Source organism: Roseateles sp. P1_C1_2 (assembly GCF_056406535.1).
This window is the reverse complement of record NZ_JBFUAB010000007.1, coordinates 164,661-191,313: the sequence shown is the minus strand read 5'-3', so window position 1 is coordinate 191,313 and position 26,653 is coordinate 164,661. Positions and strand designations below refer to the sequence as shown.

Sequence of the window (26,653 nt, the reverse complement as noted above, 5' to 3'; positions counted from 1 at the left end):
GATGAAGAAGATTGCAGTACTGCCGGGCGACGGTATCGGCCCAGAGATCATGGCCGAGGCCGTCAAGGTGCTGAAGGCGCTGGACCTGCCTTTGCAACTCGACTGGGCCGACGTCGGCGGCAAGGCCTACGAGACCAGCGGCCACCCGCTGCCGCCCGCCACGCTGAAGCTGGCCCAGGAAGCCGACGCCGTGCTGTTCGGCGCCGTGGGCGACTGGAAGTACGACAAGCTGGAGCGCTCGCTGCGTCCCGAGCAGGCCATCCTCGGCCTGCGCAAGGCCCTGGGCCTGTTCGCCAACTTCCGCCCCGCCATCTGCTACGAGCAGCTGACGCATGCGTCGTCACTGAAGCCCGAGCTGGTTGCAGGCCTGGACATCCTGCTCATCCGCGAGCTGACCGGCGACATCTATTTCGGCCAGCCGCGCGGCCGCCGCACGGCCGTGGACGGCCACTTCCCCGGTGCCGATGAAGCCTTCGACACGATGCGTTACTCGCGCCCCGAGATCGAGCGCATCGCCCACGTCGCCTTCCAGGCCGCCCGCAAGCGTGGCAAGCGCCTGACCAGCGTCGACAAGGCCAATGTGCTGGAGACCTCGCAGTTCTGGAAGGACATCGTCATTGAAGTCCACGCGAGCTACCCGGACGTCGAGCTGGACCACATGTACGTGGACAACGCCGCCATGCAACTCGTCAAGGAGCCGAAGAAGTTCGACGTCGTCGTGACAGGCAATATGTTCGGCGACATCCTGTCGGATGAAGCCGCGATGCTGACCGGTTCCATCGGCATGCTGCCGTCCGCCTCGCTCGATGCCAACAACAAGGGTCTGTATGAGCCCAGTCACGGCAGTGCGCCGGACATCGCCGGCAAGGGGATTGCCAATCCTCTGGCTACAATCCTGTCCGCTGCCATGATGCTCAAGTTCTCCCTCAACCAAGCCGACGCTGCCGCTCGTATCGAGACGGCCGTGCAGTCGGTGCTGGCCCAGGGCTTGCGCACTGCCGACATCTGGTCCGAAGGCACCTCGAAGGTCACGACCATCGAGATGGGCGACGCTGTCGTCAAAGCCATTACGACCACGAAAACCATCAAGAGCTAAAGCTCCGTCTCGTCTCGCCCCTCCAAACCCGGCGAACGAGCCGGGGCCCAAAGTGGATGGGGTTTGGTGAATGACAAAGGAATGATGATGACGACTTTGGTAGGCCTTGTCGGCTGGCGTGGAATGGTTGGCTCCGTGTTGATGGAGCGCATGACCGCCGAGCGCGACTTCGACCTGATCGAGCCGCTGTTCTTCTCGACCTCCAACGCCGGTGGCGCTGCCCCGGCCCAGGCCAAGAACGAGAAGTCGCTGCAGAACGCCTTCGACATCGAACAGCTCAAGCGCTGCGACATCGTCATCACCGCCCAGGGCGGCGACTACACGACCGAGGTCTATCCCAAGCTGCGCGCCGCGGGCTGGAACGGCCACTGGATCGACGCGGCCTCCACGCTGCGCATGGCTGACGACGCCGTCATCATCCTGGACCCCGTCAATCGCCAGGTCATTGACCAGGCGCTGAGCAACGGCGGCAAGAACTGGATCGGCGGCAACTGCACCGTCAGCTGCATGCTGATGGGCGTGGGCGCGCTGTACAAGGCCGGCCTCGTCGAGTGGATGTCCACCCAGACCTACCAGGCCGCCAGCGGCGGTGGTGCCCAGCACATGCGCGAACTGCTGACGCAGTACGGCACGCTGAACGCCTCGGTCAAGTCGCTGCTGGACGACCCCAAGAGCGCCATCCTCGACATCGACCGCCTGTTGGCCGAGAAGCAGCGCAGCCTGTCGCCCGACGAGGTGGCCAACTTCGGCGTACCGCTGGGCGGCTCGCTGATCCCCTGGATCGACAAGGACCTCGGCAACGGCCAATCCAAGGAAGAGTGGAAGGGCATGGCCGAGACCAACAAGATCCTCGGCTCGGGCGCCATTCCCGTGGACGGCTTCTGCGTGCGCGTCGGCGCCATGCGCTGCCACAGCCAGGCCCTGACCTTCAAGCTGAAGAAGGACGTGCCCCTGGCCGACATCGAGGCCATGATCGCCGCCGACAACGCCTGGGTGAAGGTGGTGCCGAACACGCGCGAAGCCACCATCCGCGACCTGACGCCGGTGGCCGTCACCGGCACCATGACCATCCCGGTCGGTCGCCTGCGCAAGCTGGCCATGGGTCCCGAGTACCTGGGCGCCTTCACCATCGGCGACCAACTGCTGTGGGGCGCTGCCGAGCCGCTGCGCCGCATGCTGCGCATCCTGCTCGAGCGCTGACGCCCGACATGCCCTGCGTTCCGGATGGCGCAGGGCATGATTTGCTTACGGTCTTTTACGGTTTGACCTAGGGTTCACCCGAGCGTCGATATTGGAACGAAGCGACACATCAGGTATCGCGTGAGCATTTCCGCGTATATGCTTGATGCCGTTGTGTTTTTGATTCGAAACTCGACGCAGGCTATGACGTGCAAACCAGCGTGCAGACCAGGTTCGTGCAGCGATTGCTGAAGATCGAGACAGGCGGGGCCCGATGCCCCGCCTTGTTGCTTTGGGGAATGCCTTGAAAGATTACATCCGCGACGCATTCGAGGGAGTTCGACCCATGGGATTTGCTCGCCACCATCTCGCCCTTGCTGCAGCGCTGCTCGTGGCCGGTAGCGGTGCGCAGGCCCTGGGCCTGGGCAAGCTGAGCGTCCAGTCGGCCCTTGGCGAGACCATGCGCGCCGAGATCGACGTCAGCAGCCTGACGCCCGAGGAAGCCGCCACCCTCAAGGTGCGTGTCGCGCCACCCGAGTCCTACCGCGCCACCGGTGTCGAATACAACCCGGTGCTGACTTCGGCCCAGGTCCAGGTCGTTCGCAACAACGGCCGCACCGTGCTGCGTGTCAGCAGCGATCGCTCGGTGCAGGAGCCCTTTGTCGACGTCATCCTCGAGCTGACGTGGTCCAGCGGCCGCCTGGTGCGCGAATACACGCTGCTGTTCGACCCGCCGAGCCTGCCCAAGCCCGCCCCCATCATCACCGCGCCGCCGGCAGTGGCCGCCGCGCCGGCTCCGGCCACCGCTGCGTCGAGCGAGGCCGTGCCCGCACCGGCGCCGGCCGTGACGACGGCACTGCCGCGCAACGGCTCCGCATCCGCCCCTGCGTCAGTTGCCGCGGCCCGCCCGGCAGCGCCGGCACCCGCCCCCATCCGGCCAGCCACCACGGCGGGCTCCGAGTACGCGGTACGTCCGGGCGACTCGCTGTCCAAGATTGCGGCCAAGACCCAGGTCAGCGGCATCTCGCTCGACCAGATGCTGGTCGGCCTGTTCCGCAACAACCCCGACGCCTTCATCGACGGCAACATGAACCTGCTGAAGGCGGGTACGGTGTTGCAGGTCCCGTCCAGCGACTCGCTGGCCACGGTGCCCGCGCCCGAGGCGCGCCGCATCATCCTGGCCCAGAGCGCCGACTTCTCGGCCTATCGCCAGCGCCTCGCTTCCGCCGCGCCGACGCTGCAGAACACCGAGAGCGAACGCCAATCCAAGGGCCAGGTGCAGGCCGCTGTCGAAGACCGCAAGCCCGCGGCCGCCGCGACGCCCGACAAGCTCACGCTCAGCAAGGCCGGTGGCGCCGCCGCCAGCGCCGCCGAAGCCAAGCTGTCCAAGGACACCGAGAAGAAGGACGCCGCCGCCCGCGTCGCCGAGCTGACCCGCAACGTCGAAGAGCTGAAGAAGCTCTCCAGCGCCGCCAAGCCGGGTGCGGCCGTGGCCTCCGCCGCTGCACCGACGCCCACGGCAGCGACGCCGCTGCCGGCGCCGGTCGTGGCCACCGCCGAACCTGCATCGGTGGCGGCTTCCGCGCCTGCCGTCGTGGCTGCGGCGAGTGCCGCAGCGTCCCGACCTGCCGCCCGTGCCAGCGCCCCGCTGGCGCCGCCGCCCGCTGCCGAACCGCCCGGCTTCATCGAGCAGTTGCTCGACAGCCCCATCGTGCTGCCGCTGGCCGGCGTTCTCGTCGCGGTGCTCGGTGGCCTGGGCTTGTATCGCCTGCGTTCGCGCCGTCCGCCCAATGCGTCCGAGACCGGCTTCCACGAAAGCCGCCTGCAGCCGGACTCCTTCTTCGGCGGTACCGGTGGCCAGCGCGTCGACACGCGCGACGCCCAGAACAGCGGCCAGTCGTCGATGAGCTATTCGCTCAGCCAGCTCGACGCCATCGGCGACGTGGACCCGGTCGCCGAGGCCGACGTCTACCTGGCCTATGGTCGGGACCTGCAGGCCGAGGAAATCCTCAAGGAAGCCCTGCGCGCCAATCCGACGCGTCTGGCCATCCGCCTCAAGCTGCTGGAGGTCTACGCCAAGCGCCGCGACACCAAGGGCTTCGAGCAACTCGCCGTCCAGCTCTATGCCGAGACCAAGGGTGCCGGCGAGGACTGGGGCAAGGCCCAGGAACTCGGCCGCGGCATCGACCCGGACAACCCCCTCTACCAGCCTGGCGGCGCGCCCGCCCATGTCGAGGACGGTCCCGAACTGCGTCCCGAGCCCATGAACGCCAGCACGCTGCCGCAGACGGCGCTGCCCAGTGGCGCCCATGCGGCCGCGGCGGCTCATCTGGCAACCGACGCGATGCGTGGTGGTGGCCCGGATACCGGCCCCGTGAGCGGTTTCGACCTCGCCCTGGACCTCGATCTCGACGCTCCCGAGCCGGTTTCGCCCAACGCCATGGCCGCGACCCAGGCCATGCCGGCCTCGATCGAGCAGGCGCCGCTGACGATGGATTTCGACATCTCCAGCCGCGGCACCCGCACGGCACCGCCCGCGCCCGACCTGAACTTCGACCTCAGCAGCATGGGTGGCCTGTCGGCCACGCCGGCCACGCCGGCAACTGCGTCGACCGACCTGGACTTCGACTTTGGTGAGCCCACCCAGCCGGGCGAGACGAATCCCGACCACGTCGGCCAGGCGCTCGAAGCCCTGGGTGACGATGAAGGCGATCCGCTGATGCGCCAGCTCGAGCTGGCCGACGAGTTCCGCCAGATCGGTGACACCGAAGGCGCTCGCGAGGTGCTGCAGGAACTGGTCCAGCGCGCCACCGGCCCGCTGCGCGACAAGGCGCAGGCGATGTTGAACGAACTGCGATAAGCGCAACCGCGATACTTCGACGCCCGGCTAGGCCGGGCGTTTTTACTTTCCGAGCCCGATGAGAGTTGCACTTGGCGTGAGCTACCGCGGTGGCGGCTACAACGGCTGGCAGAGTCAGCCGAGCGGCCGCACGGTGCAGGACGCCCTCGAAAAAGGCCTGTCCGCCTTTGCTGCCCGGCCCATCCGCACGATCTGCGCCGGCCGCACGGATGCCGGCGTGCACGGCATCAACCAGGTCGTCCATTTCGACACCGAGGTCGAGCGCGAACTCTTCTCCTGGGTGCGCGGCAGCAACCGCTATCTGCCGCCCGACATCGCCATCCAGTGGTGCCGCTTTCCGGGCGACAGCTTCCACGCCCGCAACTCCGCACGCGGCCGGCGTTATGCCTATCTGCTGCTGGAGTCCGCGGTGCGGCCGGCCATTGAATCCGGCCAGTGCGGCTGGGTGTTCCGCCCCCTCGAGCAGGCCGCGCTCGAAGCCGCCGCTGCGCGCCTGCTCGGCGAGCACGACTTCTCGTCCTTCCGCTCCTCGGAGTGCCAGGCCGCGTCGCCCATCAAGACGCTGCGCGATATCCGCGTACAGCGCCGCGGCGCCTATTGGCGCTTCGAATTCGAGGCCAGCGCCTTTCTGCACCACATGGTGCGCAACCTGATGGGCTGCATCCTGGCCGTCGGCAGTGGCACGCGCTCGCCGGACTGGGTGTCCGAAGTGCTGGCCGCGCGTGACCGCAAAGTGGCGGCGCCGACCTTTGCCCCCGACGGCCTGTATTTCCTCGGCCCGACCTACGATGCCGAACTCGACATCCCGCGTGAAGTCGCGGCTTTGGACTGGCTCCCGTGAGCCGAGCGCCGGGCCGTCCCAAGCTGGCTTGCATCCCCTCGGGGGATCGGTTGGCGTATTCGCCAAACGAGGGGCACCAATGACCCGAATCAAGATTTGCGGCCTGACCCGCGAGGCCGATGTGGAAGTGGCCGTCGCGGCCGGCGCTGACGCCATCGGCTTTGTGTTCTACGCCAGGAGCCCGCGCGCCGTGACGCCCGAGCGGGCGAGGGCGCTCGCCAGGCTGCTGCCGCCGTTCGTGACGCCGGTGGGCTTGTTCGTCAACGCGACCGATGCCGAACTGCAGGCCGGCTTCGATGCGCTGCCGAACATGCTGGTCCAGTTTCATGGCGACGAGACCCCAGCCGACTGCGACCGCATCGGTCGCCCCTATCTGCGCGCCGCCCGCATGGCGCCCGGGGTCGATTTGCTAGACTTCGCCACTCAATTTCCCAACGCCCAGGCCCTGCTGCTCGACGCCCATGTCGACGGCTACGGCGGTGGCGGCAAGGTCTTCGATTGGTCACTCATTCCTCCAAGCGTCAGCTCTCGCCTCGTTTTGTCTGGTGGGTTGAATGCAGCAAACGTCGCCGATGGCATCGCGACGGTGCGGCCCTGGGCCGTTGATGTGAGTTCCGGCGTCGAGCCTGCGGGGTTTCCCAAGGGCATCAAGAGCGCCGACCTGATCCATGAGTTCTGCCGCGCGGTCAAGCGCGCCGATGCAGCACTCTCCCAGTAGGGGAAGACCATGTTCCAGTACGACCAGCCCGATGCGACCGGGCATTTCCGCCATGCGGGCACGCCGACCTTCGGCGGCAGCTTCGTCTCCGAGACCCTTGTCCACGCGCTGGACCAGCTCAAGGACGCCTACGCGCACTACCGCAACGACGCCGAGTTCGTCGCCGAGTACCAGCGCGAGCTCAAGCACTTCGTCGGCCGCCCGAGCCCGATCTACCACGCCGACCGCCTGAGCCGTGAACTGGGTGGCGCACAGATCTACCTGAAGCGCGAGGACCTCAACCACACCGGCGCGCACAAGATCAACAACGTCATCGGCCAGGCGCTGCTGGCCAAGCGCATGGGCAAGCCGCGCGTCATCGCCGAGACCGGTGCCGGCCAGCATGGTGTGGCCACGGCCACCATCTGTGCGCGCTACGGCCTGGAGTGCGTCGTCTACATGGGCAGCGAGGACGTCAAGCGCCAGTCGCCCAATGTCTACCGCATGAAGCTGCTCGGCGCGACGGTTGTGCCGGTGGAGAGCGGCAGCAAGACGCTGAAGGACGCGCTCAACGAGGCGATGCGCGACTGGGTCACCAACGTCGAGAACACCTTCTACATCATCGGCACCGTCGCCGGCCCGCATCCCTACCCGATGATGGTGCGCGACTTCCAGCGCGTCATCGGCCTGGAGTGCCTGGAGCAGATGCCCGAACTGGCGGGCCGGCAGCCGGACGCCGTCATCGCCTGCGTGGGCGGTGGCTCCAACGCCATCGGCATCTTCCACCCCTACATTCCGCACGAGAACGTTCGCCTGATTGGCGTCGAGGCCGAAGGGCAGGGCGTGGCCAGCGGCAAGCATGCCGCGACGCTGACCGCCGGCAGCCCCGGCGTGCTGCATGGCAACCGCACCTACCTGCTGCAGGACGCCGACGGCCAGATCATCGAGACGCATTCCATCTCGGCTGGCCTGGACTACCCCGGCGTCGGCCCCGAGCATGCCCACCTGAAGGACATCGGCCGCGCCGAGTACGTCGGTGTCACGGACGCTGAGGCGCTGTCCGCCTTCCATCGGCTGTGCCGCACCGAGGGCATCATCCCCGCGCTGGAATCCAGCCACGCCGTCGCGCATGCCATCAAGCTGGCGCCGACGCTGGGCCAGGACAAGGTGCTGCTGATCAACCTCAGCGGGCGCGGCGACAAGGACATCGGCACGGTGGCCGACCTGTCCGGCGCCGCCTACTTCGACCGCCCGTCGCAAGCCGGTGAGAAGGTCAAGCAATGAGCCGCATCAAGACCACTTTCGACCAGCTCAAGGCCGATGGCCGCAAGGCGCTGATCCCCTTCGTCACGGCCGGTGACCCGCATCCGACGGCGACCGTCGACCTGCTGCTGGCCATGGCCGAGGCCGGTGCCGACGTCATCGAGCTGGGCGTGCCTTTCTCCGACCCGATGGCCGACGGCCCCGTCATCCAGCGCGCCGGTGAACGTGCACTGAAGAATGGCATCGGCCTGCGCAAGGTGCTGGCCTATGTGCGCGAGTTCCGCGCCCGCAACGACAAGACGCCGCTGGTGCTGATGGGCTATGCCAACCCGGTGGAGCGCTATGGCCTGGACGCCTTCGTGGCCGATGCTTCGGCGGCGGGTGTCGATGGCGTGCTCATCGTCGACTACCCGCCCGAGGAGTGCGAGGAGTTCGCCGCCAAGCTGCGTGCCGCGAATATGGACGCGATCTTCCTGCTGGCGCCCACGTCCACCGAGGCGCGCATGGCCCAGGTCGGCAAGCTTGCCAGCGGCTACGTCTACTACGTGTCGCTGAAGGGCGTGACCGGCGCCGGCCACCTGAACACGGCCGCCGTGGCCGAGGCCGTGCCGCGCATCCGCCGCCACGTCAGCACGCCTGTGGGGGTGGGTTTCGGCATCCGCGACGGTGCCACGGCGCGGGCGGTGGCCGACGTTTCGGACGCGGTCGTCATCGGCTCCAAGCTGGTCGAGCTGCTTGAACTTCAGTCGGTCGATAATGTCGCCTTGACTGGCGCGGCCTTCATCCGTGAAATTCGCGCGGCACTCGACAAGGACTGACACATGAGTTGGCTCGACAAACTGCTCCCGCCCAAGATCCAGCAAGGCGACCCCGCCGACCGGCGCACGGTGCCTGAAGGCCTGTGGATCAAGTGCCCGAGCTGCGAGACGGTGCTCTACAAGACCGACCTGGAGCAGAACATCAATGTCTGCCCCAAGTGCTCGCACCACCACCGCATCGGCGCCCGCGCGCGCCTGGACGCTTTCCTGGACGGTGAAGGCCGTTACGAGATCGGCCAGGAAGTGCTGCCGGTCGACGCGCTGAAGTTCAAGGACAGCAAGAAGTACCCCGACCGCCTGAAGGAAGCGCTGGAGTCCACCGGCGAGACCGACGCGCTGGTCGTCATGGGCGGTGCCGTCATGAGCGTGCCCGTCGTGACCGCCTGCTTCGAGTTCGACTTCATGGGCGGTTCCATGGGTTCGGTGGTCGGCGAGCGCTTCGTGCGTGGCGTCGAGACCGCCATCGAGCAGAAGACGCCCTTCATCTGCTTCACCGCCACCGGTGGCGCGCGCATGCAGGAAGGGCTGCTGAGCCTGATGCAGATGGCCAAGACCAACGCGTCGCTGACGCGCCTGGCCAAGGCCAAGCTGCCCTATATCAGCGTGCTGACCGACCCGACCATGGGTGGCGTGTCCGCCAGCTTCGCCTTCGTCGGCGACATCGTCATCGCCGAGCCCAAGGCGCTGATCGGCTTTGCCGGCCCGCGCGTCATCGAGAACACCGTGCGCGAGAAGCTGCCCCCGGGCTTCCAGCGCGCCGAGTTCCTGCTTGAGAAGGGCGCCGTTGACATGATCACCGACCGCCGCCAGCTGCGCGAGACCATCGCCCGCCAGCTCGCCATGCTGCAGCGCCAGAGCGCGGACGCCGTCGCCTGAACGCCGCCCGCGAAAATCCAAGCCAGGCCCCGTGCCTGGCTTTTGTTTTTGATGACCGCCATGACGCTTGAAGACTGGCTCGCCCACTGCGAGCGCCTGCACCCCAAGAGCATCGACATGACGCTGGACCGCGTTGCGACGGTGAAGCAGCGCTTGGGGCTCGCCTTCGACTGCCCGACCATCGTCGTTGCCGGCACCAACGGCAAGGGCTCGACCTGCGCCATGCTGGAGTCCATCGCTCTGCACGCCGGCTACCGGGTGGGCCTCTACATCAAGCCCCATCTCGTGCACTTCCAGGAGCGCTGCCGCGTCGGCGGTGCACCGGTGGCGGCCGAAACGCTGGAGCCGCATTTCGAAGCCGTCGAAGCCGCGCGCGGCGACATCACGCTGACCTATTTCGAGTTCACGACGCTGGCCATCATGCGGCGGCTGCAGCATGAGCCGCTGGATCTCGTCATCCTCGAAGTGGGCTTGGGTGGCCGGCTGGATGCCGTCAACGTCATCGACAGCGACTGCGCCGTCATCACCAGCATCGACCTCGACCACACCGAGTTCCTGGGCACCGACCGCGACAGCGTCGGCCGCGAGAAGGCCGGCATCATGCGCACCGGCCGGCCCGTCGTCGTCAGCGACCCCATGCCGCCGGCCTCGCTGGCGGAGCGGGCCATGGAGATCGGCGCCGACCTGCGCCAGCTCGGCCGCGACTTCACCTTCAGCGGCGACCGCACGCAATGGCAATGGGCCGGGCGCGCCAAGCGTTTCTCCGGCATGGCCTACCCGGCGCTGCGTGGTGTGAACCAGCTGCTGAATGCCTCGGGTGTGCTGGCGGCCTTCGAAGCGCTGCATGACCGCCTGCCCATCAGCGCCCAGGCTGTGCGTACCGGCCTGGCCCTGGTCGAACTGCCCGGCCGCTTCCAGGTGCTGGCTGGCCAGCCGGCCGTCGTGCTCGACGTGGCCCACAACCCCCACGCGGTGGCGGCGCTGGCGCAGAACCTCGACCAGATGGGCTTCTTCCCGCGCACCCACGCCGTCTTCGGCGCGATGGCGGACAAGGACCTGGCGGGCATGCTCGGCCGCATCGCGCCGCTGGTGGACGTCTGGCATTTCACCGACCTGGCCATTCCCCGCGCCGCCAAGGCTGAGCAGCTCCAGGCAGCCTTCCTCGCCGCCGGCCTGAAGACGCCGCCCGATGTGGCCACGCATACCCACGCCAACCCCCTCGACGCCCTGAACGCCGCGGCTGCCGGGGCGACCACGGCCGATAGAATCCTCGTCTTCGGTTCCTTCTACACCGTGGGCGGGGTGCTCCAGCAGGGCCTGCCACGCGTGACGGCCGGCGCTACGGCGCCCCAGCCTCCTACCCTCCACTGACGCCAGACGCCGCCAATGGGCCTGTTTTCCTTCCTCAAGCGCGATGACGCCGCCGCCGCGGCGGCGCCCAAGAAGTCGGCCAAGGCCGGCACCAAGGCCAGCGCGGCCGAAGACGTGCAGGTGCTGCGCATCCGCGCCCGCCGCCGCCTCATCGGCGCGGCCGTGCTGGTGGCCGCCGGCGTCGTCGGCTTCCCGCTGATCTTCGAGACCCAGCCACGGCCCATCCCCGTGGACCTGCCGATAGACATTCCGCGCAAGGAGACCGCGCCGCCGCTGACAGTGCCCACGCGCGAGCCGCTGACGCAGGCCGACAAGCCGATCGCGACCGAGGCGGCGCCAACGCCCGTCGCCAGCGCGCCGGCGCCCGTGCCGACCGAGACGCAGGTGGCCGAGAAGCCGGCTGCCGAGAAGCCGCCCGCCAGGGTTGCCGAGAAACCTGCTGAAAAGCCGGCGGACAAGCCCACCGACAAGCCCAAGCCCCGCGCCAACGATGGCGCCCGAGCCCAGGCACTGCTCGAGGGCAAGGAGGCCACCCCGGCCAGCACGCCCGCTGCGGCGGCGCGCTTCATCGTCCAGGTGGGCGCCTATGGCGAGAACAAGACCGCGCAGGAAGTGCGTGCCAAGGTCGAGAAGCTTGGCCTCAAGACCTATGCCCAGGCCGTGGACACGGCCGACGGCCGCCGCGTGCGTGTGCGACTCGGGCCTTTCGCGAGCCGCGACGAGGCCGAACGTGCGGCGTCCAAGCTCAAGGGTGCCGGCCTGCCCGGCGCCATCCTCACCCTCTGAAGGCTGTCACCATGGACGTCGCGCTGAGCTGGGTCGATCTCGCACTCGTCGGGGTGCTGGTGATCTCGATTGCGCTCGGCATCTGGCGCGGCCTCGTCTTCGAGGTCATGTCCCTGGCGGGTTGGGTCGTCGCCTATTTCGCGGCCTCGCCGCTGGCACCCGTTGTCGAAGACCTGCTGCCGGCATCCTTCACCAGCCAGTTCAGCCCGGCTGCGCTGCATGTCGTCGCGCTGGCCATCGCTTTCTTCTTCGTGCTGCTGGTCTGGGGCCTGGCATCGCGCCTCATCAAGATGCTGATCCACGCCACACCGCTGTCGGTCATCGACCGCCTGGGCGGTGCCGGCTTCGGCGCGCTGCGCGGCGTCTTCATCGCGCTGCTGCTGGTGCTCATCATTGGCGCATCGCCGCTGGCCGAATCCTCCACCTGGCGGGCCTCGCGCGCCGCCCCGGTGCTGACCGGCGTGCTGCAGGACGCGGCGCCACTGCTGCCCGAACCCGTTGCCCGATTTATTTCCCGCTCGATGACCCCATCTGAAGCGGACGCTACTGACTAAGGACCCTCGCCATGTGCGGCATCGTCGGCGCTCTCGCTGCCTCTCCCGTCAACCAGCTCCTCTATGACGCGCTGCTGCTCTTGCAGCATCGCGGCCAGGACGCCGCCGGCATCGTCACCATGCAGGGCCAGAAGTGCTTCATGCACAAGGCGCGCGGCATGGTGCGCGACGTCTTCCGCACCCGCAATATGCGAGCCCTGCCGGGCACGATCGGCCTGGGCCAGGTGCGCTACCCGACGGCCGGCAATGCCTACAGCGAGGAAGAGGCCCAGCCCTTCTACGTGAACGCGCCCTTCGGCATCGTGCTTGTGCACAACGGCAACCTGACGAACGCGCTGTCGCTGAAGGACGAGCTCTTCGACATCGATCGCCGTCACATCAACACCGAGAGCGACACCGAGGTGCTGATCAATGTGCTGGCCCACGAGCTGGAGCTGGCCGCGCGCGACCTGCCGCTGACGCCCAAGGAGATCTTCAACGCCGTGCGCGCCGTGCAGAAGCGCATCAAGGGCAGCTATGCCGTCATCGCGCTGATCGCCGGCCAGGGCCTGCTGGCCTTCCGTGACCCCTTCGGCATCCGTCCGCTGTGCTTCGGCCGCTCGGCCAACGGCGAGTTCATGGTCGCCAGCGAAAGCGTGGCCCTCGAAGGCACCGGCCACCAGCTGGAGCGCGACCTGGCGCCCGGCGAGGCGCTGTTCGTCGACATGACCGGCAAGGTGCACAGCGAGCAGTGCAACGACAACCCGTCGCTGAACCCCTGCATGTTCGAGTTCGTCTACCTGGCCCGCCCGGACTCGGTCATGGATGGCATCTCGGTCTACCAGGCGCGCCTGAACATGGGCGAGACGCTGGCACAGCGCGTCATCTCCACGATGCCGCCCAATGAGATCGACGTCGTCATCCCGATCCCCGAGAGCAGCCGGCCTTCCGCCATGCAACTGGCCCACCGCATCGGCAAGCCCTACCGCGAGGGCTTCGTGAAGAACCGCTATGTCGGCCGCACCTTCATCATGCCGGGGCAGGGCGCGCGCAAGAAGAGCGTGCGCCAGAAGCTCAACGCCATCGGCGTCGAGTTCAAGGACCGCAATGTGCTGCTGGTGGATGATTCCATCGTGCGCGGCACGACGTCCAAGGAAATCGTCCAGATGGCCCGCGAGGCCGGTGCACGCAAGGTCTATCTCGCCTCTGCCGCGCCGCCGGTGCGCTATCCCAATGTCTACGGCATCGACATGCCGACCAAGGAAGAGCTCATCGCCCATGGCCGCAGCGTCGAGGAGATCCGCCAGTACATCGGCGCCGACGCGCTGATCTACCAGGACGTGGATGCGATGAAGCGTGTCGTCGCCGCGCTGCGGCCCGGCCTCGCCGGCTTCGAGGCGAGCTGCTTCGATGGCCACTATGTGACCGGCGACGTCAGCCTGGCCGACTTCGAAGCCATGCGCGAGCAGCGCACCAGCCAGTCCACCGAGGAAGAGGCCGACGCACGCGGCCGCCTGGCGCTGCAGGGCGGCGGCGAGGGTTGAGCGCATGAGTGAGGAGCGACGCCTGCCCGACGGCCTGCGCCCCGAGACGCTGGCTGTTCGCACATCGCTCGCGCCCAGCCAGCACGGCGAGAACTCGGAAGCGCTGTTCCTGACGACGGCCTACGTCCAGCCGGATGCCGAGACCTCGGCGCGCAAGTTCTCCAATTCCGAGGACTTCACCTACTCGCGCACCAGCAACCCGACCGTGCGCAGCCTGGAAGCCCGCCTGGCGGCGCTGGAAGGCACCGAGGGGGCCATCGCCACATCCACGGGCATGAGCGCCATCCTGCTGCTCGGCATGGGCGTGCTGAAGGCCGGCGACCATGTCGTCTGCTCGCGCTCGGTGTTTGGTTCGACGATCAACCTCTTCGCCAAGGAGTTCGCCAAGTTTGGCGTCGAGACGAGTTTTGTCTCGCAGACCGATCTCGCCGAATGGCGCGCGGCCCTCAAGCCGACGACCCGGCTGCTGTTCGCCGAGACACCGACCAACCCGCTGACCGAGGTCTGCGACATCCGCGCGCTGGCCGACATCGCCCATGGTGCCGGTGCCATCCTCGCCGTCGACAACACCTATTCGACGCCGGCCCTGCAACGCCCGGCCGAGATGGGCGCCGACATCGTCATGCACTCGGCCACCAAGTACATGGACGGCCAGGGCCGCGTGATGGCCGGCGCCCTGTGCGGGCCGAACCGGCTGATCCGCGATGTCTTCGGCCCCATCCTGCGCACCGTGGGCATGACGCTGGCACCGTTCAACGCCTGGGTCGTGCTCAAGGGCTTGGAAACGCTGTCCCTGCGCATGAAGGCCCAGAGCGAGCAGACCCTGGCTGTGGCGCGCTGGCTGGAGGCGCGTCCCGAGGTGGCACGCGTCCACTACCCGTCGCTGACGTCCCATCCTCAGCATGAGCTGGCCATGCGCCAGCAAAGCGGGCAGGGCGGGGCGGTGCTGTCCTTCGACTTGAAGGCCGGCTCGCCTGAAGCCGCGCGCGCTGCGGCCTTCCACGTCATCGACAGCACCCGCGTCGTGTCCATCGCCACCAACCTTGGCGACACCAAAACCATCATCACCCATCCCGCCACGACCTCGCACGGCCGCCTGACCGAAGACCAGCGCCAGGCCGCCGGCATCGGACAGGGCCTGATCCGCCTGGCTGTCGGCCTCGAACACGTCGACGACATCACCGACGACCTGCGTCGTGGATTGATTGGCCTTTCCACTCTGAAAACCTGATGAGCTCCAACTTCGACAAGGTCCGCACGCGCATCGCGCCGTCGCCGACCGGTTTCCTGCACCTGGGCACGGCCCGCACGGCTCTCTACTCCTGGGCCTATGCCCGCCACCATGGCGGCGAGTTCGTGCTGCGCATCGAGGACACCGACGTCGCGCGTTCCACGCAGGACTCGGTGGAGCAGATCATCGCGGCGATGAACTGGCTGGGCCTTTCGTATGACGAGGGTCCGATCTACCAGATGCAACGCCTGGACCGCTACCAGGCCGTCATCGACCAACTGATTGCGGCAGGCTTGGCCTACCGCTGCTATGCGACGCCTGAAGAGCTGACCGAGATGCGCGAGGCCCAGAAGGCGCGCGGTGAGAAGACGCTCTACGACCGCCGCTGGCGCCCCGAGCCGGGCAAGACGCTGCCCACGCCGCCGGAGGGCGTGAAGCCGGTCGTGCGCTTCGCCAACCCGGTGGAAGGCGATGTGACCTGGGACGATGTCGTCAAAGGCCGGATCACGATCAACAACCGAGAGATCGACGACCTGATCATTGCCCGCACGGATGGCGTGCCGACCTACAACTTCGCCGTCGTCGTTGATGACTGGGACATGCGCATCAGCCACGTCTTCCGCGGCGACGAGCACGTCAACAACACGCCCTGGCAGATCAACATCTTCAATGCGCTGGGCGCACCGCTGCCGGCCTTCGGCCATCTGCCCATCATCCTCGGCGACGACGGCCTGAAGCTGTCCAAGCGCCGTGGCGCGGTCAGCGTGATGGACTACGCCGCCAACGGCTATCTGCCTGAGGGCATGCTGAACTACCTGGCCCGGCTGGGCTGGAGCCATGGCGACGACGAACTGTTCTCGGCCGAGCAGATGGTGAGCTGGTTCGATGGCTCGCACCTGTCCAAGAGCCCGGCTCAGTGGGACCCGGCCAAGCTGGATTGGGTCAACGGCCACTATGTGAAGCAGGTCGACGAGGCGCGGCTGGCCGGCCTGGTGGTCGAGCAATTGGCCGCCAAGGGCATCGCAGCGACGCCCGACCAGATCCAGCCCAAGGTTGGCCTGTTCAAGGATCGCTGCGCGACGGTCGCTGCGCTGGCCGACTGGCTGGCGATGTACTTCGTGCCGGTCGCGCCGTCGGCAGAAGACCTCACGAGCCACATCACCGACGCCGTTCGCCCGGCGCTGGCGGCACTCGCCGAACGCCTGGCTGCGGTGACCGACTGGAGCAAGGCGAGCATTCAGCAGGCCTTGAAAGAAACTCTCGCCGCGACCGGCCTCAAGATGCCGCAACTCGCCGTACCCGTGCGCGTTCTCGTGTGCGGCCGCGCACAAACGCCGTCGCTGGACGCTGTGCTGGAGCACTTCGACAAGAAAAAAGTCCTCGAACGCTTGCAAGCGGCCTGATTTTCGTCATATACTCTTGGTCTCGCTTGAACAGCGCTGTTAACGAAGAAGCCGAAAGACGAAAGTTGATAGGCCAAATCGAAAACACGGGGGTATAGCTCAGCTGGGAGAGCGCTTGCATGGCATGCAAGAGGTCAGCGGTTCGATCCCGCTTACCTCCACCAAAAGTCTCGGCTTATTGGATGGCGCGCGGTTCAAGTTGCGAAGGATTAGTCCCCTTCGTCTAGAGGCCTAGGACACCACCCTTTCACGGTGATTACAGGGGTTCGAATCCCCTAGGGGACGCCAAGTTTGATGAGCTTGGATATTGTCGAAAGACGGTATCAAATTCATCCCACGCGGAGTGGTAGTTCAGTTGGTTAGAATACCGGCCTGTCACGCCGGGGGTCGCGGGTTCGAGCCCCGTCCACTCCGCCAAGGATTCCATCGGGTTCGCCCGATAAAAGAACGGCCAATTCGTTGGCCGTTTGTTTTTTGCGACCGGTTTATGCCGGGGGTATAGCTCAGCTGGGAGAGCGCTTGCATGGCATGCAAGAGGTCAGCGGTTCGATCCCGCTTACCTCCACCAATATCTCCAGGGATATTCAGGTGGCACGCAGTTTGGATTTGAAAGATTGAGTCCCCTTCGTCTAGAGGCCTAGGACACCACCCTTTCACGGTGATTACAGGGGTTCGAATCCCCTAGGGGACGCCAAGTTATTGGCAATTCCATCGCAAGATGGGATTGGCAATCCTGTCGCAAGACGGGCAAGTTTGATGTGGCTTGAGAATATCGAGAGATATTCGAAAATGCATCACCACGCGGAGTGGTAGTTCAGTTGGTTAGAATACCGGCCTGTCACGCCGGGGGTCGCGGGTTCGAGCCCCGTCCACTCCGCCAAAAATAATAATGCGCCGAAACCTCACGGTTTCGGCGCATTTCCATTTGGGCGTTCAGGAAACCAGGCCGCGTGCGGGCGCCGGGGCAGTGCCGGCGTCGTCATTTCCACCGCTGCCATGAGCCTGGGGGCTGGTTGGCGCAGGGCGCTGTTCGGCCGGGGCGGCTCGCGGCGTTTCAACGGGACTGCGCTTGCCGCTGACCACCAGGCGGGCGAGCTTCACGACCTCGCTGGCCTCGGCCGGCAGGCCTGTGGCGAGCATCCCGAGGGCGAGGCTCAAGCACAACCATCCCTTTTTCACTGTTGGCATCTCCGACTCCAGCCTTGCAGTTGGCAAGGCGCAGACTGAAGTGTTGAACAAGGTTGGGCGGTGGGCCAGTGCGGCGCGACGAACTGCGTTTTCAGGGGGCTGAACTGCGACCGAATGTCGATCAATCGCCAAGCCCGAAAAGCAAAACGGGCCCCTGAGGGCCCGATCATGCTTGGCGGAGAGGGCGGGATTCGAACCCGCGGTGGGTATTAGCCCACACACGCTTTCCAGGCGTGCGACTTAAACCGCTCATCCACCTCTCCTGCAAGCCTGCCATCATAACCTATTGCAGACCCCTGGAGGGAAACGTTCAGTCAGTTGGCGGTGCGCCAATCCAGCGCGCCGCGCCAATCGAGTTGATGCACGACGTTGTTGAGGTGCAGCATGCGGCGCGCGCGTGCGAGCTCGTGCCCATGGCCATCGATCAGCGCGACGTTGCACAGGATGTTCATCGGGTCGAACAGCGCCACGACGTCGGGCTGGATCTCGGTCCATTCCCAGGCGATCTGGATCGCTTCGCCGTCGGCAAGCGCGGCCCAGACTTCCTGACCACAACGCAGCCCGGAACGTGCATCGTGCACTTGCACGCTGCTCCCGATTTGGCGTAGGTCGTGAGTCACCTTTTCAAACTCGTTTACAGTCTTAACGACCGTATCGCAGGCCATCAGTTGCCAAGCTGCCATCTGCATTCGGATCTCCCCGTCATTTGGATGGCTTGCAGTTTGCGTTCGTCGACGCCGCTGTGCTCCTACCAACCCTAGTAGCGCATGAACCTCCAGCGGTACGAACAAGTCAGTCAAGCGGAAGATCTCACGTCCTTTCGACAGGGCCTGATCGACTTCGCGAACGACCTGGATTTCGGTCTGGTCGTCGGTCTACTGGTCGTTGAACAACGCGGTCCAGGTGCCAAGACGGAATATCACGCCGTGGGCAATACGCCTGAGGCGTTTTTGGAGATCCAAAAGGACAACAGCTACGCCCGGCGCGACCCTGTGCATCAGCGCTTGATGAATCTGACCAAGCCGCTGATCTACGACCAGGCGTTCTATGCCGAGGCCGGTGCAGGCGAGTTGTGGGAGATGTACGCGCCTTTCGGCTATCGAACCGGTGTCGCCGTCGGCGTCCAGATGCCTGGCTATCGCCGCTTGTTGCTCGGGGTCGATCGCGAGGATCCCTTGCCCAAGGATCCGATCAAGCTGAACCGGATGATTGCGGACCTTCAGTTGCTCGCCGTCCATGCGCAGGACGCCGCGGGTCGTTTGTGGGCGCCGAAGAGATCGACGCCGCTTGGGCTCCCATCGCGCCAGCTCGAAATTCTGAAGCTGACCATGGAAGGCAAGAGTGCATGGGTCGTTGGAAGCCTGCTTGGCATCAGCGAGAACACGGTCAACTACCACATGAAGCAACTGTTCAAGTCGCTCGACGTGTCGACCAAGCATCAGGCCGTCTTGAAGGCCATGGAGCTGGGAATCATCTGACCAGACCAGCGGCCCCCTACCAGGGTTTGTAGTTCACCGTTTTCGAGCTGTCCTACACACTGCGCGCCATCTCAACGCTGCTTGACGGATGGTGCAAATGGAACAGTTTTCTTTCTGGGAAGTTGTCGCGGAACTGTTCGGTTTCCCCATCACGGGCAGCTGAGCGCTTTTGAAGAGTTCTTAGGAAAAGCGACACCTCCATCGCTTTCGTTCGGCGCCCCCCGAACGTCTTGCGCCCGCGACCGCCCTGACTCAGGGCCCTCGCGGGCTTTTTTGTTTTTACGGCCGCGCGCCGCCCTTGAGCAGCRCCATCGCGGTGCCGATCAGGCCAGCGACTTCCGTCATATTGCCCGGCACGATCATCGTGTTGTTCTTCTGCGCGAGCTGTGCGTAGGCCTCGACGGCTTTCTCGGCGACCTTCAGCTGCACGGCCTGGTCGCCACCGGGTTGCTGGATGGCTGCTGCGATCTTGCGGATGGCGTCGGACGTGGCGTCGGCCACTGCCGTGATGGCTGAGGCTTGACCTTGGGCCTGATTGATCTCGCGCTGTTTCTCGCCTTCTGAGCGCGCAATGGCCGCCTCGCGCTCGCCCGTGGCGATATTGATCTGCTCCTGGCGCCGGCCTTCCGACGCGGCGATCAGTGCGCGCTTCTCGCGCTCCGCGGTGATCTGGGCCTGCATGGAATGCAGGATGGCCGGCGGCGGCGTCAGGTCCTTGATCTCGTAGCGCAGCACCTTGACGCCCCAGTTCAACGCCGCTTCGTCCAGGGCTTCGACGACCGAGGTGTTGATGACGGCACGTTCCTCGAAGGTGCGATCCAGCTCCATGCGGCCGATGACCGAGCGCAGCGTGGTCTGGGCCAGCTGCGTGATCGCGATGACGTAGTTGCTGGCGCCATAGCTGGCGCGCATCGGGTCGGTGACCTGGAAATAGAGGATGCCGTCGACGGTCAGCTGGGTGTTGTCCCTCGTGATGCAGACCTGGCTGGGCACGTCCAGCGGAATCTCCTTCAGCGAGTGCTTGTAGGCCAGGCGGTCGACAAAGGGCACGAGGAAGTTCAGCCCCGGCGTCAACGTTGCGTGGTATTTGCCGAGGCGCTCGACGACCCAGGCGTGCTGCTGGGGCACGACCTTGATCGAGCGGACCACGAAGATGGCGGCGATGACGAGGATGACGAGTGCGATTTCCATGGAGACTCTCGGGGCGGTTGCGAACAGGGAAGGGTGCTCAGCGATCCAGCAGCAGGCAACTGCCTTCGACGGCGCGGATCACGTGTCTGCCGCTCTGGGCCGGCGCGCTGCCGATGAAGCGGGCTTGCCAGGCGGCGCCGCGGTATTTCACCTGGGCCAGGCCATCGTTGGACCAGGTGTCCACCTGCACGGTCTGGCCGATGTCGAGGTTGACATCCGGGTTGCTGGATGCCGGCGCCGCTTTGGGCGCCTTGGCACGCTGCCGATGCAACGCGAAAACCCCCACGCCGCCGATGACGGCCGAGGCCAGCATTTGCCCTGCCGGCCCCAAGCCGAGATGAGCCGCGATGGCACCCGCAGCGGCGCCCACGGCCAGCATCAGCAGATAGAAGCTCCCGGTCGCCAGTTCGGCGGCGACCAGCGCGCCGGCCGCGATCCACCAGACAGTGGCCCAGTTCCAATCCATCTCGCCTCCCAAGGCTGTGGTGTCGACCCAGTTTAGACCCCGTACGACATGGCCGGGACACGCTGCGGCCCTACACTTCGCCGCTTCGTTTTTTGATGCCCGCCCGCTGGAGGCTGCCGATGATCCGTTTTCACTTTCCCGTCGTCATCATCGACGAGGACTACCGCTCCGAGAACACCTCGGGCCTGGGCATCCGCGCGCTGGCCGAGGCCATCCAGAAGGAGGGCATGGACGTCCTGGGCGTGACGAGCTATGGCGACCTGTCGCAGTTCGCCCAGCAGCAAAGCCGCGCCTCGGCCTTCATCCTGTCCATCGACGACGAGGAGTTCACCGCCGGCCCGGAGATGGACCCCGTGGTGCTGAACCTGCGCAAGTTCATCCAGGAGATCCGCAACCGCAACCCGGACATCCCGATCTACGTCTACGGCGAGACGCGTACCAGCCAGCACTTGCCCAACGACGTGCTGCGTGAGCTGCATGGCTTCATCCACATGTTCGAGGACACGCCGGAGTTCGTGGCTCGCCACATCATCCGCGAGGCCAAGAGCTATCTGGACGGGCTGGCGCCGCCCTTCTTCAAGGCGTTGATGGACTACGCGCAGGATGGCTCCTACTCCTGGCACTGCCCCGGCCACTCCGGCGGCGTGGCTTTCCTGAAGAGCCCGGTGGGCCAGATGTTCCACCAGTTCTTCGGCGAGAACATGCTGCGCGCCGACGTCTGCAATGCCGTCGAGGAACTTGGCCAGCTGCTCGACCACACCGGCCCGGTTGCCGCCAGCGAGAAGAATGCCGCGCGCATCTTCAATGCCGACCACTGCTTCTTCGTCACCAACGGCACCAGCACGTCCAACAAGATGGTCTGGCACCACACGGTGGCGCCGGGCGATGTGGTCGTCATCGACCGCAACTGCCACAAGAGCAATCTGCACGCCATCATCATGTGCGGCGCCATCCCCGTCTTCATGACGCCGACGCGCAACCACTACGGCATCATCGGCCCCATCCCCGAGAGCGAGTTCAGCCCCGAGGCCATTCGCGCCAAGATCGCGGCCAACCCGCTGCTGGCGCATGTCGACCCCGAGACCGTCAGGCCTTCCATCGTCACGCTGACGCAGAGCACCTATGACGGCGTGCTCTACAACACCGAGACCATCAAGAAGAAGCTCGACGGCTACATCCCGACGCTGCACTTCGACGAAGCCTGGCTGCCGCACGCGGCTTTCCACGACTTCTACGGCCAGTTCCACGCGATGGGCAAGAACCGTCCGCGCCCCAAGGAGGCCATGGTCTACGCGACCCAGTCCACGCACAAGCTGCTGGCCGGCATCTCGCAGGCCTCGCAGGTGCTCGTGCAGGACTCGCAGAGCGTCAAGCTCGACAAGCACCTCTTCAACGAGGCCTATCTGATGCACACCAGCACCAGCCCGCAGTACTCCATCATCGCGAGCTGCGACGTGGCTGCGGCCATGATGGAGCCCCCGGGCGGCACAGCGCTGGTGGAGGAGAGCATCAGGGAGTCGCTGGACTTCCGCCGCGCGATGCGCAAGGTCGAGGGCGACTACGGCGACGATTGGTGGTTCAAGGTCTGGGGCCCCGACTTCCTGCGTGCGCAGGACGACCAGGGCAGCCACCCCGTGTCGGCCGACTGGATGCTGCATGCCGACGAGGACTGGCATGGCTTCGGCGCATTGGCCGAAGGCTTCAACATGCTGGACCCGATCAAGTCCACCATCATCACGCCCGGGCTGGACATGGAAGGGCGCTTCGCCGCCACGGGTATCCCGGCCTCGGTGGTCACCAAGTTCCTCGTCGAGCATGGTGTCGTGGTGGAGAAGACCGGGCTGTATTCCTTCTTCATCATGTTCACCATCGGCATCACCAAGGGCCGCTGGAACACGCTGCTGACGGCGCTGCAGCAGTTCAAGGACGACTACGACAAGAATGCGCCGCTGTGGCGCATCCTGCCGGAGTTCGTCGCGCAGTTCCCGAAGTACGAGCGCATGGGCCTGCGCGACCTCTGCCAGAGCATCCACCAGGCCTACGCCGAGGGCGACATCGCCCGCCTGACGACGGACATGTATCTGTCCAATCTGCAACCGGCCATGACGCCGAGCGACGCCTACGCGCACATCGCGCAGCGCCGTACCGAGCGCGTCGGCATCGACGAACTCGAAGGCCGCATCACCACCTCGCTTCTGACGCCTTACCCGCCCGGCATCCCGCTGCTGGTCCCGGGCGAGCGCTTCAACAAGAAGATCGTCGACTACCTGAAGTTCACGCGCAGCTTCAATGCCAAGTTCCCGGGCTTCGCGACCGACGTGCACGGCCTCGTGCACGAGGTGGACGAGGAAACGGGTCGCGGCCGCTACTACGTGGATTGCGTGAGGGCCTGAGCAGGCGCTACTTCGTTGACGCTTTCGGTGGCGTGACCGGCGCCAGGTTCAGGTCGGCCACCGCCGTGGCGGCCAGCAGGAAGGCGCCGACGCCGTAGTGCTGGGTGTCGTCGTATTCGACGGCGTCCGGCCTGTCCCCGACCGGTTGCACATAGCCGACCTTGCCGTCGGCGTGCACGGCCCGCGTCAGCGCCGCCCAGCCTTTGCGCACCACGGGCTCGTAGGTCTTGCGGTCCAGCAGCCCGGCCTTGATGCCCCATGCGAAGCCGTAGGTGTAGAAGCCCGTGCCGCTCGACTCGGGCAGCGCCGTCTCTGGATCTCCCAGCAGTGACGGCGCCCAGAATCCATCGGGCTTCTGGATGGCCTTCAGCTTCACCGCCATGTCCTTGAAGATGGCGGTGATGCGGCCACGATCGGGGTCGTTCCTGGGCAGTTGCTCCAGCATCCGCGCCAGGCCGGCGAAGACCCAGCCGTCGCCGCGCGACCAGAAGACCTTGCGGCCGTTGATGTCGCGGCGGTCGAAGAAGCGGCTGTCGCGGAAGTAGAGCTGCTCCTCCTTGTCGTAGAGCAGCGCCGTCGTCGCCCAGAACTCCTGCTTGGCGAAGTCGGCGTACTTCACCTCGCCCGTTGCTTTGGCCAGCTCGAGCCAGACGGGTGGCGCCATGAAGATGGCGTCGCACCAGGACCAGCGGTCCACCGACGGCACGCTGCGGTCCGGCATTTCTACGAAGTGCAGGTCGACGCTGCTTGGGTTCGCCAGGATCTGGTCGAAGCGCTCCCGCAGCGGGGCCATCGCCGCAGCACTCGCGCCATGGCGCGCCGCCCACAGATAAGCCGCGCCGATGGTGTGGTCGTCGGCGTGATAGGGGCGGCTGCCGGGCTGCCAGCCGTTGTCCTTGCCGCGCTGCAGGATGGCATTGGCGAACTCCGGCTGCTTGCTGTGGTCGGCGAGCGCCACGAGGCCGACGAAGAGGGCGCCCTGTTCCCAGCCCCTGGGGTCGGGCATGGACTTGACGGAGCGCGGGTGCTCGCCGCGCTCCAGCGCCTTCAGCTGCCAGCGGCCGGCCTTCTCGGCCAGCGCGATGACGGCCGCTGGCTTCCAGGGCACGGCATCGGCTGCAGCGGCCGAGAGCGGCGGCATTGCCGGCTCGGCCAGGGCTGCGAGAGGCAACAAGGCCAGCAGGCCGGTGGCGTACAGGAGGGCCGTCTTCATCGAGTCTCCTCGTCAGAGTCGGCCGGAATGTAAGCGCTTTCAAGGCGCCGCCGCAGCGGGGCGGCCCTAGGCTGAAGTGAGGGCCTCGCCCAGGCGCCAAGGCAGGCCCTCGTGGCGGGTCAGGTCGCGGCGCACGCCGGCGGGGCTCAGGCCGGTCAGCGCGCGGAACTCACGCACCATGTGAGCCGTGTGGCTGAAGCCGCATTGCGCCGCCACGTCGGCCAGTGCTTCGCCGTCGGCGAGTCGGCGCAGGCCTTCGTTCAGGCGCTCGATGCGCAGCAGCGCCTTGGGCGACAGTCCCAGGGCGTCGCCGACACGGCGCTGCAACTGTCTGGCGCTGGACGTGGCCACGTCGGCCCAGTCGCCCACGCTCAAGGCCGCTGTCGGCGCGCGCGGCGGCGGCTGCCAGGCGCGGCGCGCCTGGGCCTTCTCCACCCAGCAGTGCAACTGCTGTTCGATGATCCAGACCTGGGCCGCCGTGCTGCTGGCGCGGCGCAGTTGCGACAGCAGCACCTCGGCCGTCGGCCAGCCAATGACCTCGGCCGCCGGCCCGCGCCGATTCACCCATTCCGCGGCCGGCAGGTCGAACAGCCAGCTCAGCACGCCTGGGTGCAGCAGCACCGTCGTGATGGCCGGGTCGTTTGCATAGGCGCGCCTTGCGGGCCTGAGGCGGGGGCCGGCCAGCTCCAGATCGGCGAGCGAATGGCCGGAGTCGGCGTCGACCCAATCCCCGCGGTGCAGCACGGTGAGGGCGCCCTGCACATTGGCGGGAAAGCATTGGACCGCCGGCAATGCCGGTCCGTCCGGGCTGGGCCGCCGCACGGCGATGGCCTGGACGTAAGGCGCCAGCGCCGGGCTGGGCGGCAGCAGTTGGGTGCGACTCGCGGGCATCAGGCCATGAATCCCAGGTCCTGTGGCGTGAAGGCGGCCAGCGCCGGGAAGGCCGTGTTGAGGCCGGCGGCGTCGACGCCGAACCAGCGCGCGAGTGTCGCGCCGAACTGCTCCAGCGAGGTGGACGGGATCAGCGCCCCACGGCTGCCAGAGTCGTCCGCACCGCCCAGAGCCGGGTAGGGGAAGCGGCCATAGACCTGGCCGCCCTTGACCGCGCCGCCCAGGATGAGGTGATGGTTGCCCCAGCCATGGTCGCTGCCCGAGCCGCTGGGCTGCAGCGAGCGACCGAACTCGCTCTGCGTGAAGCTGGTGACCATCTGCGACACACCGAGCTCGACGGTGGCGTTGTAGAAGGCGCCCATCGCGTCACCGAGCTGGCGCAGCAGGTCCCACTGCTGCCAGCTCTGGCCGCTGTGGGTGTCGAAACCGCCGAGCTGCACGAAGAAAACCTGGCGCTTCACGCCGACGCTGCCGCGCAGTGCGATGACGCGGGCGACCTGTTGCAGCTGGCGGCCAAGGTCGGTGCCGGGAAAGACGGTGCCGACCGTGCCCGCGCCGCTGCTGCGCAGCAGGGCGCCGAGGCTGAGGGCATCGCGCCTCACCTGGTTGGCGGCCTGGATCAGGCGCACGCCACCGTCCAGCGCCAGGATCTCGTTCAAGGCCTGGCTGCGCGCCGTGGTGGCCGAGGCCGGCCAGGTGCTCATGCCGCTGACGTCGAGATTGAAGCCGGGCACCAGACTGGCGCTGGGGACCTGGGCGCCGTTGGCGAACAGCGCGCCGCCGGCCATGGAGACGGCTGCCGGGAAACGCGAGCTGCCGTTGCGCGCAACCAGCGCGTCCGCCGTGCGCCCACCCCAGCCCGTGCCGCCGCCACTGCCGTTGCCGGCTTGGGTCTGCTGCATCTGGTCGGAGTGGGAGAACAGGTTGGCGGGCAGCGTCGCCGTACCGGCCGTGATCTGGGCGCGCGTCGTCGGCGCCAGCAGCGGGCCGACGTTGGCTATTGCCCCCAGCTTGCCCTGGGCCCAAAGCGGGTGGACGGCCTGCAGGCCCGAGTTCAGCGCATAGGCCACGCCATCGGTCGTCGTGACGGGCAGCAGGCTGGCGGACTGGTCGGGCAGGGCCAGGCCGCCGCGCAGGCTGCGGTAGGCGGCATAGGCGGCCGGGCTCTGCGGGATCAGCACGTTGTGGCCGTCGCAGCCACCGGCCAGGAAGACGCAGACGAGGGCGCGGTAGTCCTCGGTGGTCTGCGCGAGGCTGGGCAGGGCCGGTGCGGCGGTGAGGGCGCAGGCGGCGCGCAGCAGCGCGCGGCGGGTGGTGTGGTGAGCGGTCATGGCG

The 26,653-nt window shown here is 66.7% G+C and carries 23 protein-coding genes and 7 tRNA genes; 22 read left to right on the top strand and 8 right to left on the bottom strand.

What is annotated here, in order from left to right:
- The first annotated feature begins 1 nt into the window (after position 1).
- From leuB to AC1D2H_RS09010, 20 genes are all read left to right on the top strand, one after another.
- A complete protein-coding gene (gene leuB / locus AC1D2H_RS09105; protein WP_478010702.1) occupies positions 2-1,096 on the top strand; it encodes a 3-isopropylmalate dehydrogenase in 1,095 nt (364 codons plus the stop codon).
- Positions 1,097-1,183: 87 nt separating this feature from the next.
- A complete protein-coding gene (gene asd / locus AC1D2H_RS09100; RefSeq protein WP_478010701.1) occupies positions 1,184-2,296 on the top strand; it encodes an aspartate-semialdehyde dehydrogenase in 1,113 nt (370 codons plus the stop codon).
- A gap of 325 nt (positions 2,297-2,621) precedes the next feature.
- Positions 2,622-5,135, top strand: a complete 2,514-nt coding sequence (locus AC1D2H_RS09095) for a FimV/HubP family polar landmark protein (RefSeq protein ID WP_478010700.1) — start codon at positions 2,622-2,624, stop codon at positions 5,133-5,135.
- Positions 5,136-5,193: 58 nt separating this feature from the next.
- On the top strand, positions 5,194-5,976 hold the full coding sequence (gene truA / locus AC1D2H_RS09090) for a tRNA pseudouridine(38-40) synthase TruA (protein ID WP_478010699.1): 783 nt from the start codon (positions 5,194-5,196) through the stop codon (positions 5,974-5,976).
- 79 nt (positions 5,977-6,055) lie between these two features.
- The gene (locus AC1D2H_RS09085; protein ID WP_478010723.1) at positions 6,056-6,694 is read left to right on the top strand and encodes a phosphoribosylanthranilate isomerase; all 639 of its coding nucleotides are present in this window, start codon (positions 6,056-6,058) and stop codon (positions 6,692-6,694) included.
- Positions 6,695-6,703: 9 nt separating this feature from the next.
- Positions 6,704-7,957 carry a tryptophan synthase subunit beta gene (gene trpB, locus AC1D2H_RS09080; protein ID WP_478010698.1) on the top strand — a complete coding sequence of 418 codons (1,254 nt, stop codon included), beginning with the start codon at positions 6,704-6,706 and terminating at the stop codon, positions 7,955-7,957.
- Positions 7,954-8,754 carry a tryptophan synthase subunit alpha gene (gene trpA / locus AC1D2H_RS09075; protein WP_477937836.1) on the top strand — a complete coding sequence of 267 codons (801 nt, stop codon included), beginning with the start codon at positions 7,954-7,956 and terminating at the stop codon, positions 8,752-8,754. The genes trpB and trpA overlap by 4 nt, the downstream gene beginning before the upstream one ends.
- Before the next feature lie 3 nt (positions 8,755-8,757).
- Entirely contained in the window at positions 8,758-9,630 is an 873-nt protein-coding gene (gene accD / locus AC1D2H_RS09070) for an acetyl-CoA carboxylase, carboxyltransferase subunit beta (RefSeq protein ID WP_477937838.1), read from the top strand.
- Positions 9,631-9,690: 60 nt separating this feature from the next.
- Entirely contained in the window at positions 9,691-11,001 is a 1,311-nt protein-coding gene (gene folC, locus AC1D2H_RS09065; protein ID WP_478010697.1) for a bifunctional tetrahydrofolate synthase/dihydrofolate synthase, read from the top strand.
- Between the two features lie 15 nt (positions 11,002-11,016).
- The gene (locus tag AC1D2H_RS09060; protein ID WP_478010696.1) at positions 11,017-11,787 is read left to right on the top strand and encodes an SPOR domain-containing protein; all 771 of its coding nucleotides are present in this window, start codon (positions 11,017-11,019) and stop codon (positions 11,785-11,787) included.
- 11 nt (positions 11,788-11,798) lie between these two features.
- Complete coding sequence (locus AC1D2H_RS09055; RefSeq protein ID WP_477937844.1) at positions 11,799-12,341, top strand: CvpA family protein; 543 nt, start codon at positions 11,799-11,801, stop codon at positions 12,339-12,341.
- Positions 12,342-12,352: 11 nt separating this feature from the next.
- Positions 12,353-13,864, top strand: coding sequence for an amidophosphoribosyltransferase (gene purF / locus AC1D2H_RS09050; protein WP_477937846.1), 1,512 nt, complete (start codon positions 12,353-12,355; stop codon positions 13,862-13,864).
- Positions 13,865-13,868: 4 nt separating this feature from the next.
- Entirely contained in the window at positions 13,869-15,095 is a 1,227-nt protein-coding gene (locus AC1D2H_RS09045) for an O-succinylhomoserine sulfhydrylase (RefSeq protein ID WP_478010695.1), read from the top strand.
- Positions 15,095-16,498 (top strand): glutamate--tRNA ligase, encoded by a 1,404-nt coding sequence (gltX, locus tag AC1D2H_RS09040; RefSeq protein WP_478010694.1) that lies wholly within the window; start codon positions 15,095-15,097, stop codon positions 16,496-16,498. The genes AC1D2H_RS09045 and gltX overlap by 1 nt, the downstream gene beginning before the upstream one ends.
- Before the next feature lie 88 nt (positions 16,499-16,586).
- Positions 16,587-16,662, top strand: a tRNA-Ala gene (locus AC1D2H_RS09035).
- A gap of 48 nt (positions 16,663-16,710) precedes the next feature.
- Positions 16,711-16,786, top strand: a tRNA-Glu gene (locus tag AC1D2H_RS09030).
- A gap of 52 nt (positions 16,787-16,838) precedes the next feature.
- Positions 16,839-16,915: transfer RNA gene (locus tag AC1D2H_RS09025), tRNA-Asp, on the top strand.
- Between the two features lie 75 nt (positions 16,916-16,990).
- A tRNA-Ala gene (locus AC1D2H_RS09020) sits at positions 16,991-17,066 on the top strand.
- 50 nt (positions 17,067-17,116) lie between these two features.
- Positions 17,117-17,192, top strand: a tRNA-Glu gene (locus AC1D2H_RS09015).
- 109 nt (positions 17,193-17,301) lie between these two features.
- Positions 17,302-17,378: transfer RNA gene (locus AC1D2H_RS09010), tRNA-Asp, on the top strand.
- A 53-nt stretch (positions 17,379-17,431) separates the two neighbouring features.
- Here the strand turns inward: AC1D2H_RS09010 and AC1D2H_RS09005 are convergent.
- The 3 genes from AC1D2H_RS09005 to AC1D2H_RS08995 form a co-directional block, all read right to left on the bottom strand.
- Positions 17,432-17,656: a hypothetical protein gene (locus tag AC1D2H_RS09005; RefSeq protein ID WP_478010693.1), complete on the bottom strand. Its 225-nt coding sequence runs from the start codon at positions 17,654-17,656 to the stop codon at positions 17,432-17,434.
- Positions 17,657-17,859: 203 nt separating this feature from the next.
- Positions 17,860-17,949 (bottom strand) — tRNA-Ser (locus AC1D2H_RS09000).
- A gap of 51 nt (positions 17,950-18,000) precedes the next feature.
- Positions 18,001-18,375 (bottom strand): hypothetical protein, encoded by a 375-nt coding sequence (locus AC1D2H_RS08995; protein WP_477937868.1) that lies wholly within the window; start codon positions 18,373-18,375, stop codon positions 18,001-18,003.
- Positions 18,376-18,453: 78 nt separating this feature from the next.
- On the opposite strand from AC1D2H_RS08995, the gene AC1D2H_RS08990 reads away from it, so the two are divergent.
- Positions 18,454-19,164, top strand: coding sequence for an autoinducer binding domain-containing protein (locus tag AC1D2H_RS08990; RefSeq protein ID WP_477937866.1), 711 nt, complete (start codon positions 18,454-18,456; stop codon positions 19,162-19,164).
- Between the two features lie 279 nt (positions 19,165-19,443).
- Here the strand turns inward: AC1D2H_RS08990 and AC1D2H_RS08985 are convergent, their stop codons facing one another.
- Both AC1D2H_RS08985 and AC1D2H_RS08980 read right to left on the bottom strand, forming a co-directional pair.
- Positions 19,444-20,355, bottom strand: coding sequence for an SPFH domain-containing protein (locus AC1D2H_RS08985; protein ID WP_478010692.1), 912 nt, complete (start codon positions 20,353-20,355; stop codon positions 19,444-19,446).
- A 37-nt stretch (positions 20,356-20,392) separates the two neighbouring features.
- Complete coding sequence (locus AC1D2H_RS08980; protein ID WP_478010691.1) at positions 20,393-20,821, bottom strand: NfeD family protein; 429 nt, start codon at positions 20,819-20,821, stop codon at positions 20,393-20,395.
- Positions 20,822-20,940: 119 nt separating this feature from the next.
- Between AC1D2H_RS08980 and AC1D2H_RS08975 the strand changes: the two genes are divergently transcribed.
- The gene (locus tag AC1D2H_RS08975; protein ID WP_477937860.1) at positions 20,941-23,214 is read left to right on the top strand and encodes an Orn/Lys/Arg family decarboxylase; all 2,274 of its coding nucleotides are present in this window, start codon (positions 20,941-20,943) and stop codon (positions 23,212-23,214) included.
- Positions 23,215-23,221: 7 nt separating this feature from the next.
- On the opposite strand, the gene AC1D2H_RS08970 is transcribed toward AC1D2H_RS08975, so the two are convergent.
- The 3 genes from AC1D2H_RS08970 to AC1D2H_RS08960 form a co-directional block, all read right to left on the bottom strand.
- Positions 23,222-24,427: a glycoside hydrolase family 88/105 protein gene (locus tag AC1D2H_RS08970; RefSeq protein ID WP_478010690.1), complete on the bottom strand. Its 1,206-nt coding sequence runs from the start codon at positions 24,425-24,427 to the stop codon at positions 23,222-23,224.
- Between the two features lie 66 nt (positions 24,428-24,493).
- Complete coding sequence (locus AC1D2H_RS08965) at positions 24,494-25,318, bottom strand: AraC family transcriptional regulator (RefSeq protein WP_478010689.1); 825 nt, start codon at positions 25,316-25,318, stop codon at positions 24,494-24,496.
- On the bottom strand, positions 25,318-26,649 hold the full coding sequence (locus tag AC1D2H_RS08960; protein WP_478010688.1) for a DUF1501 domain-containing protein: 1,332 nt from the start codon (positions 26,647-26,649) through the stop codon (positions 25,318-25,320). The genes AC1D2H_RS08965 and AC1D2H_RS08960 overlap by 1 nt, the downstream gene beginning before the upstream one ends.
- Positions 26,650-26,653: the final 4 nt, after the last annotated feature.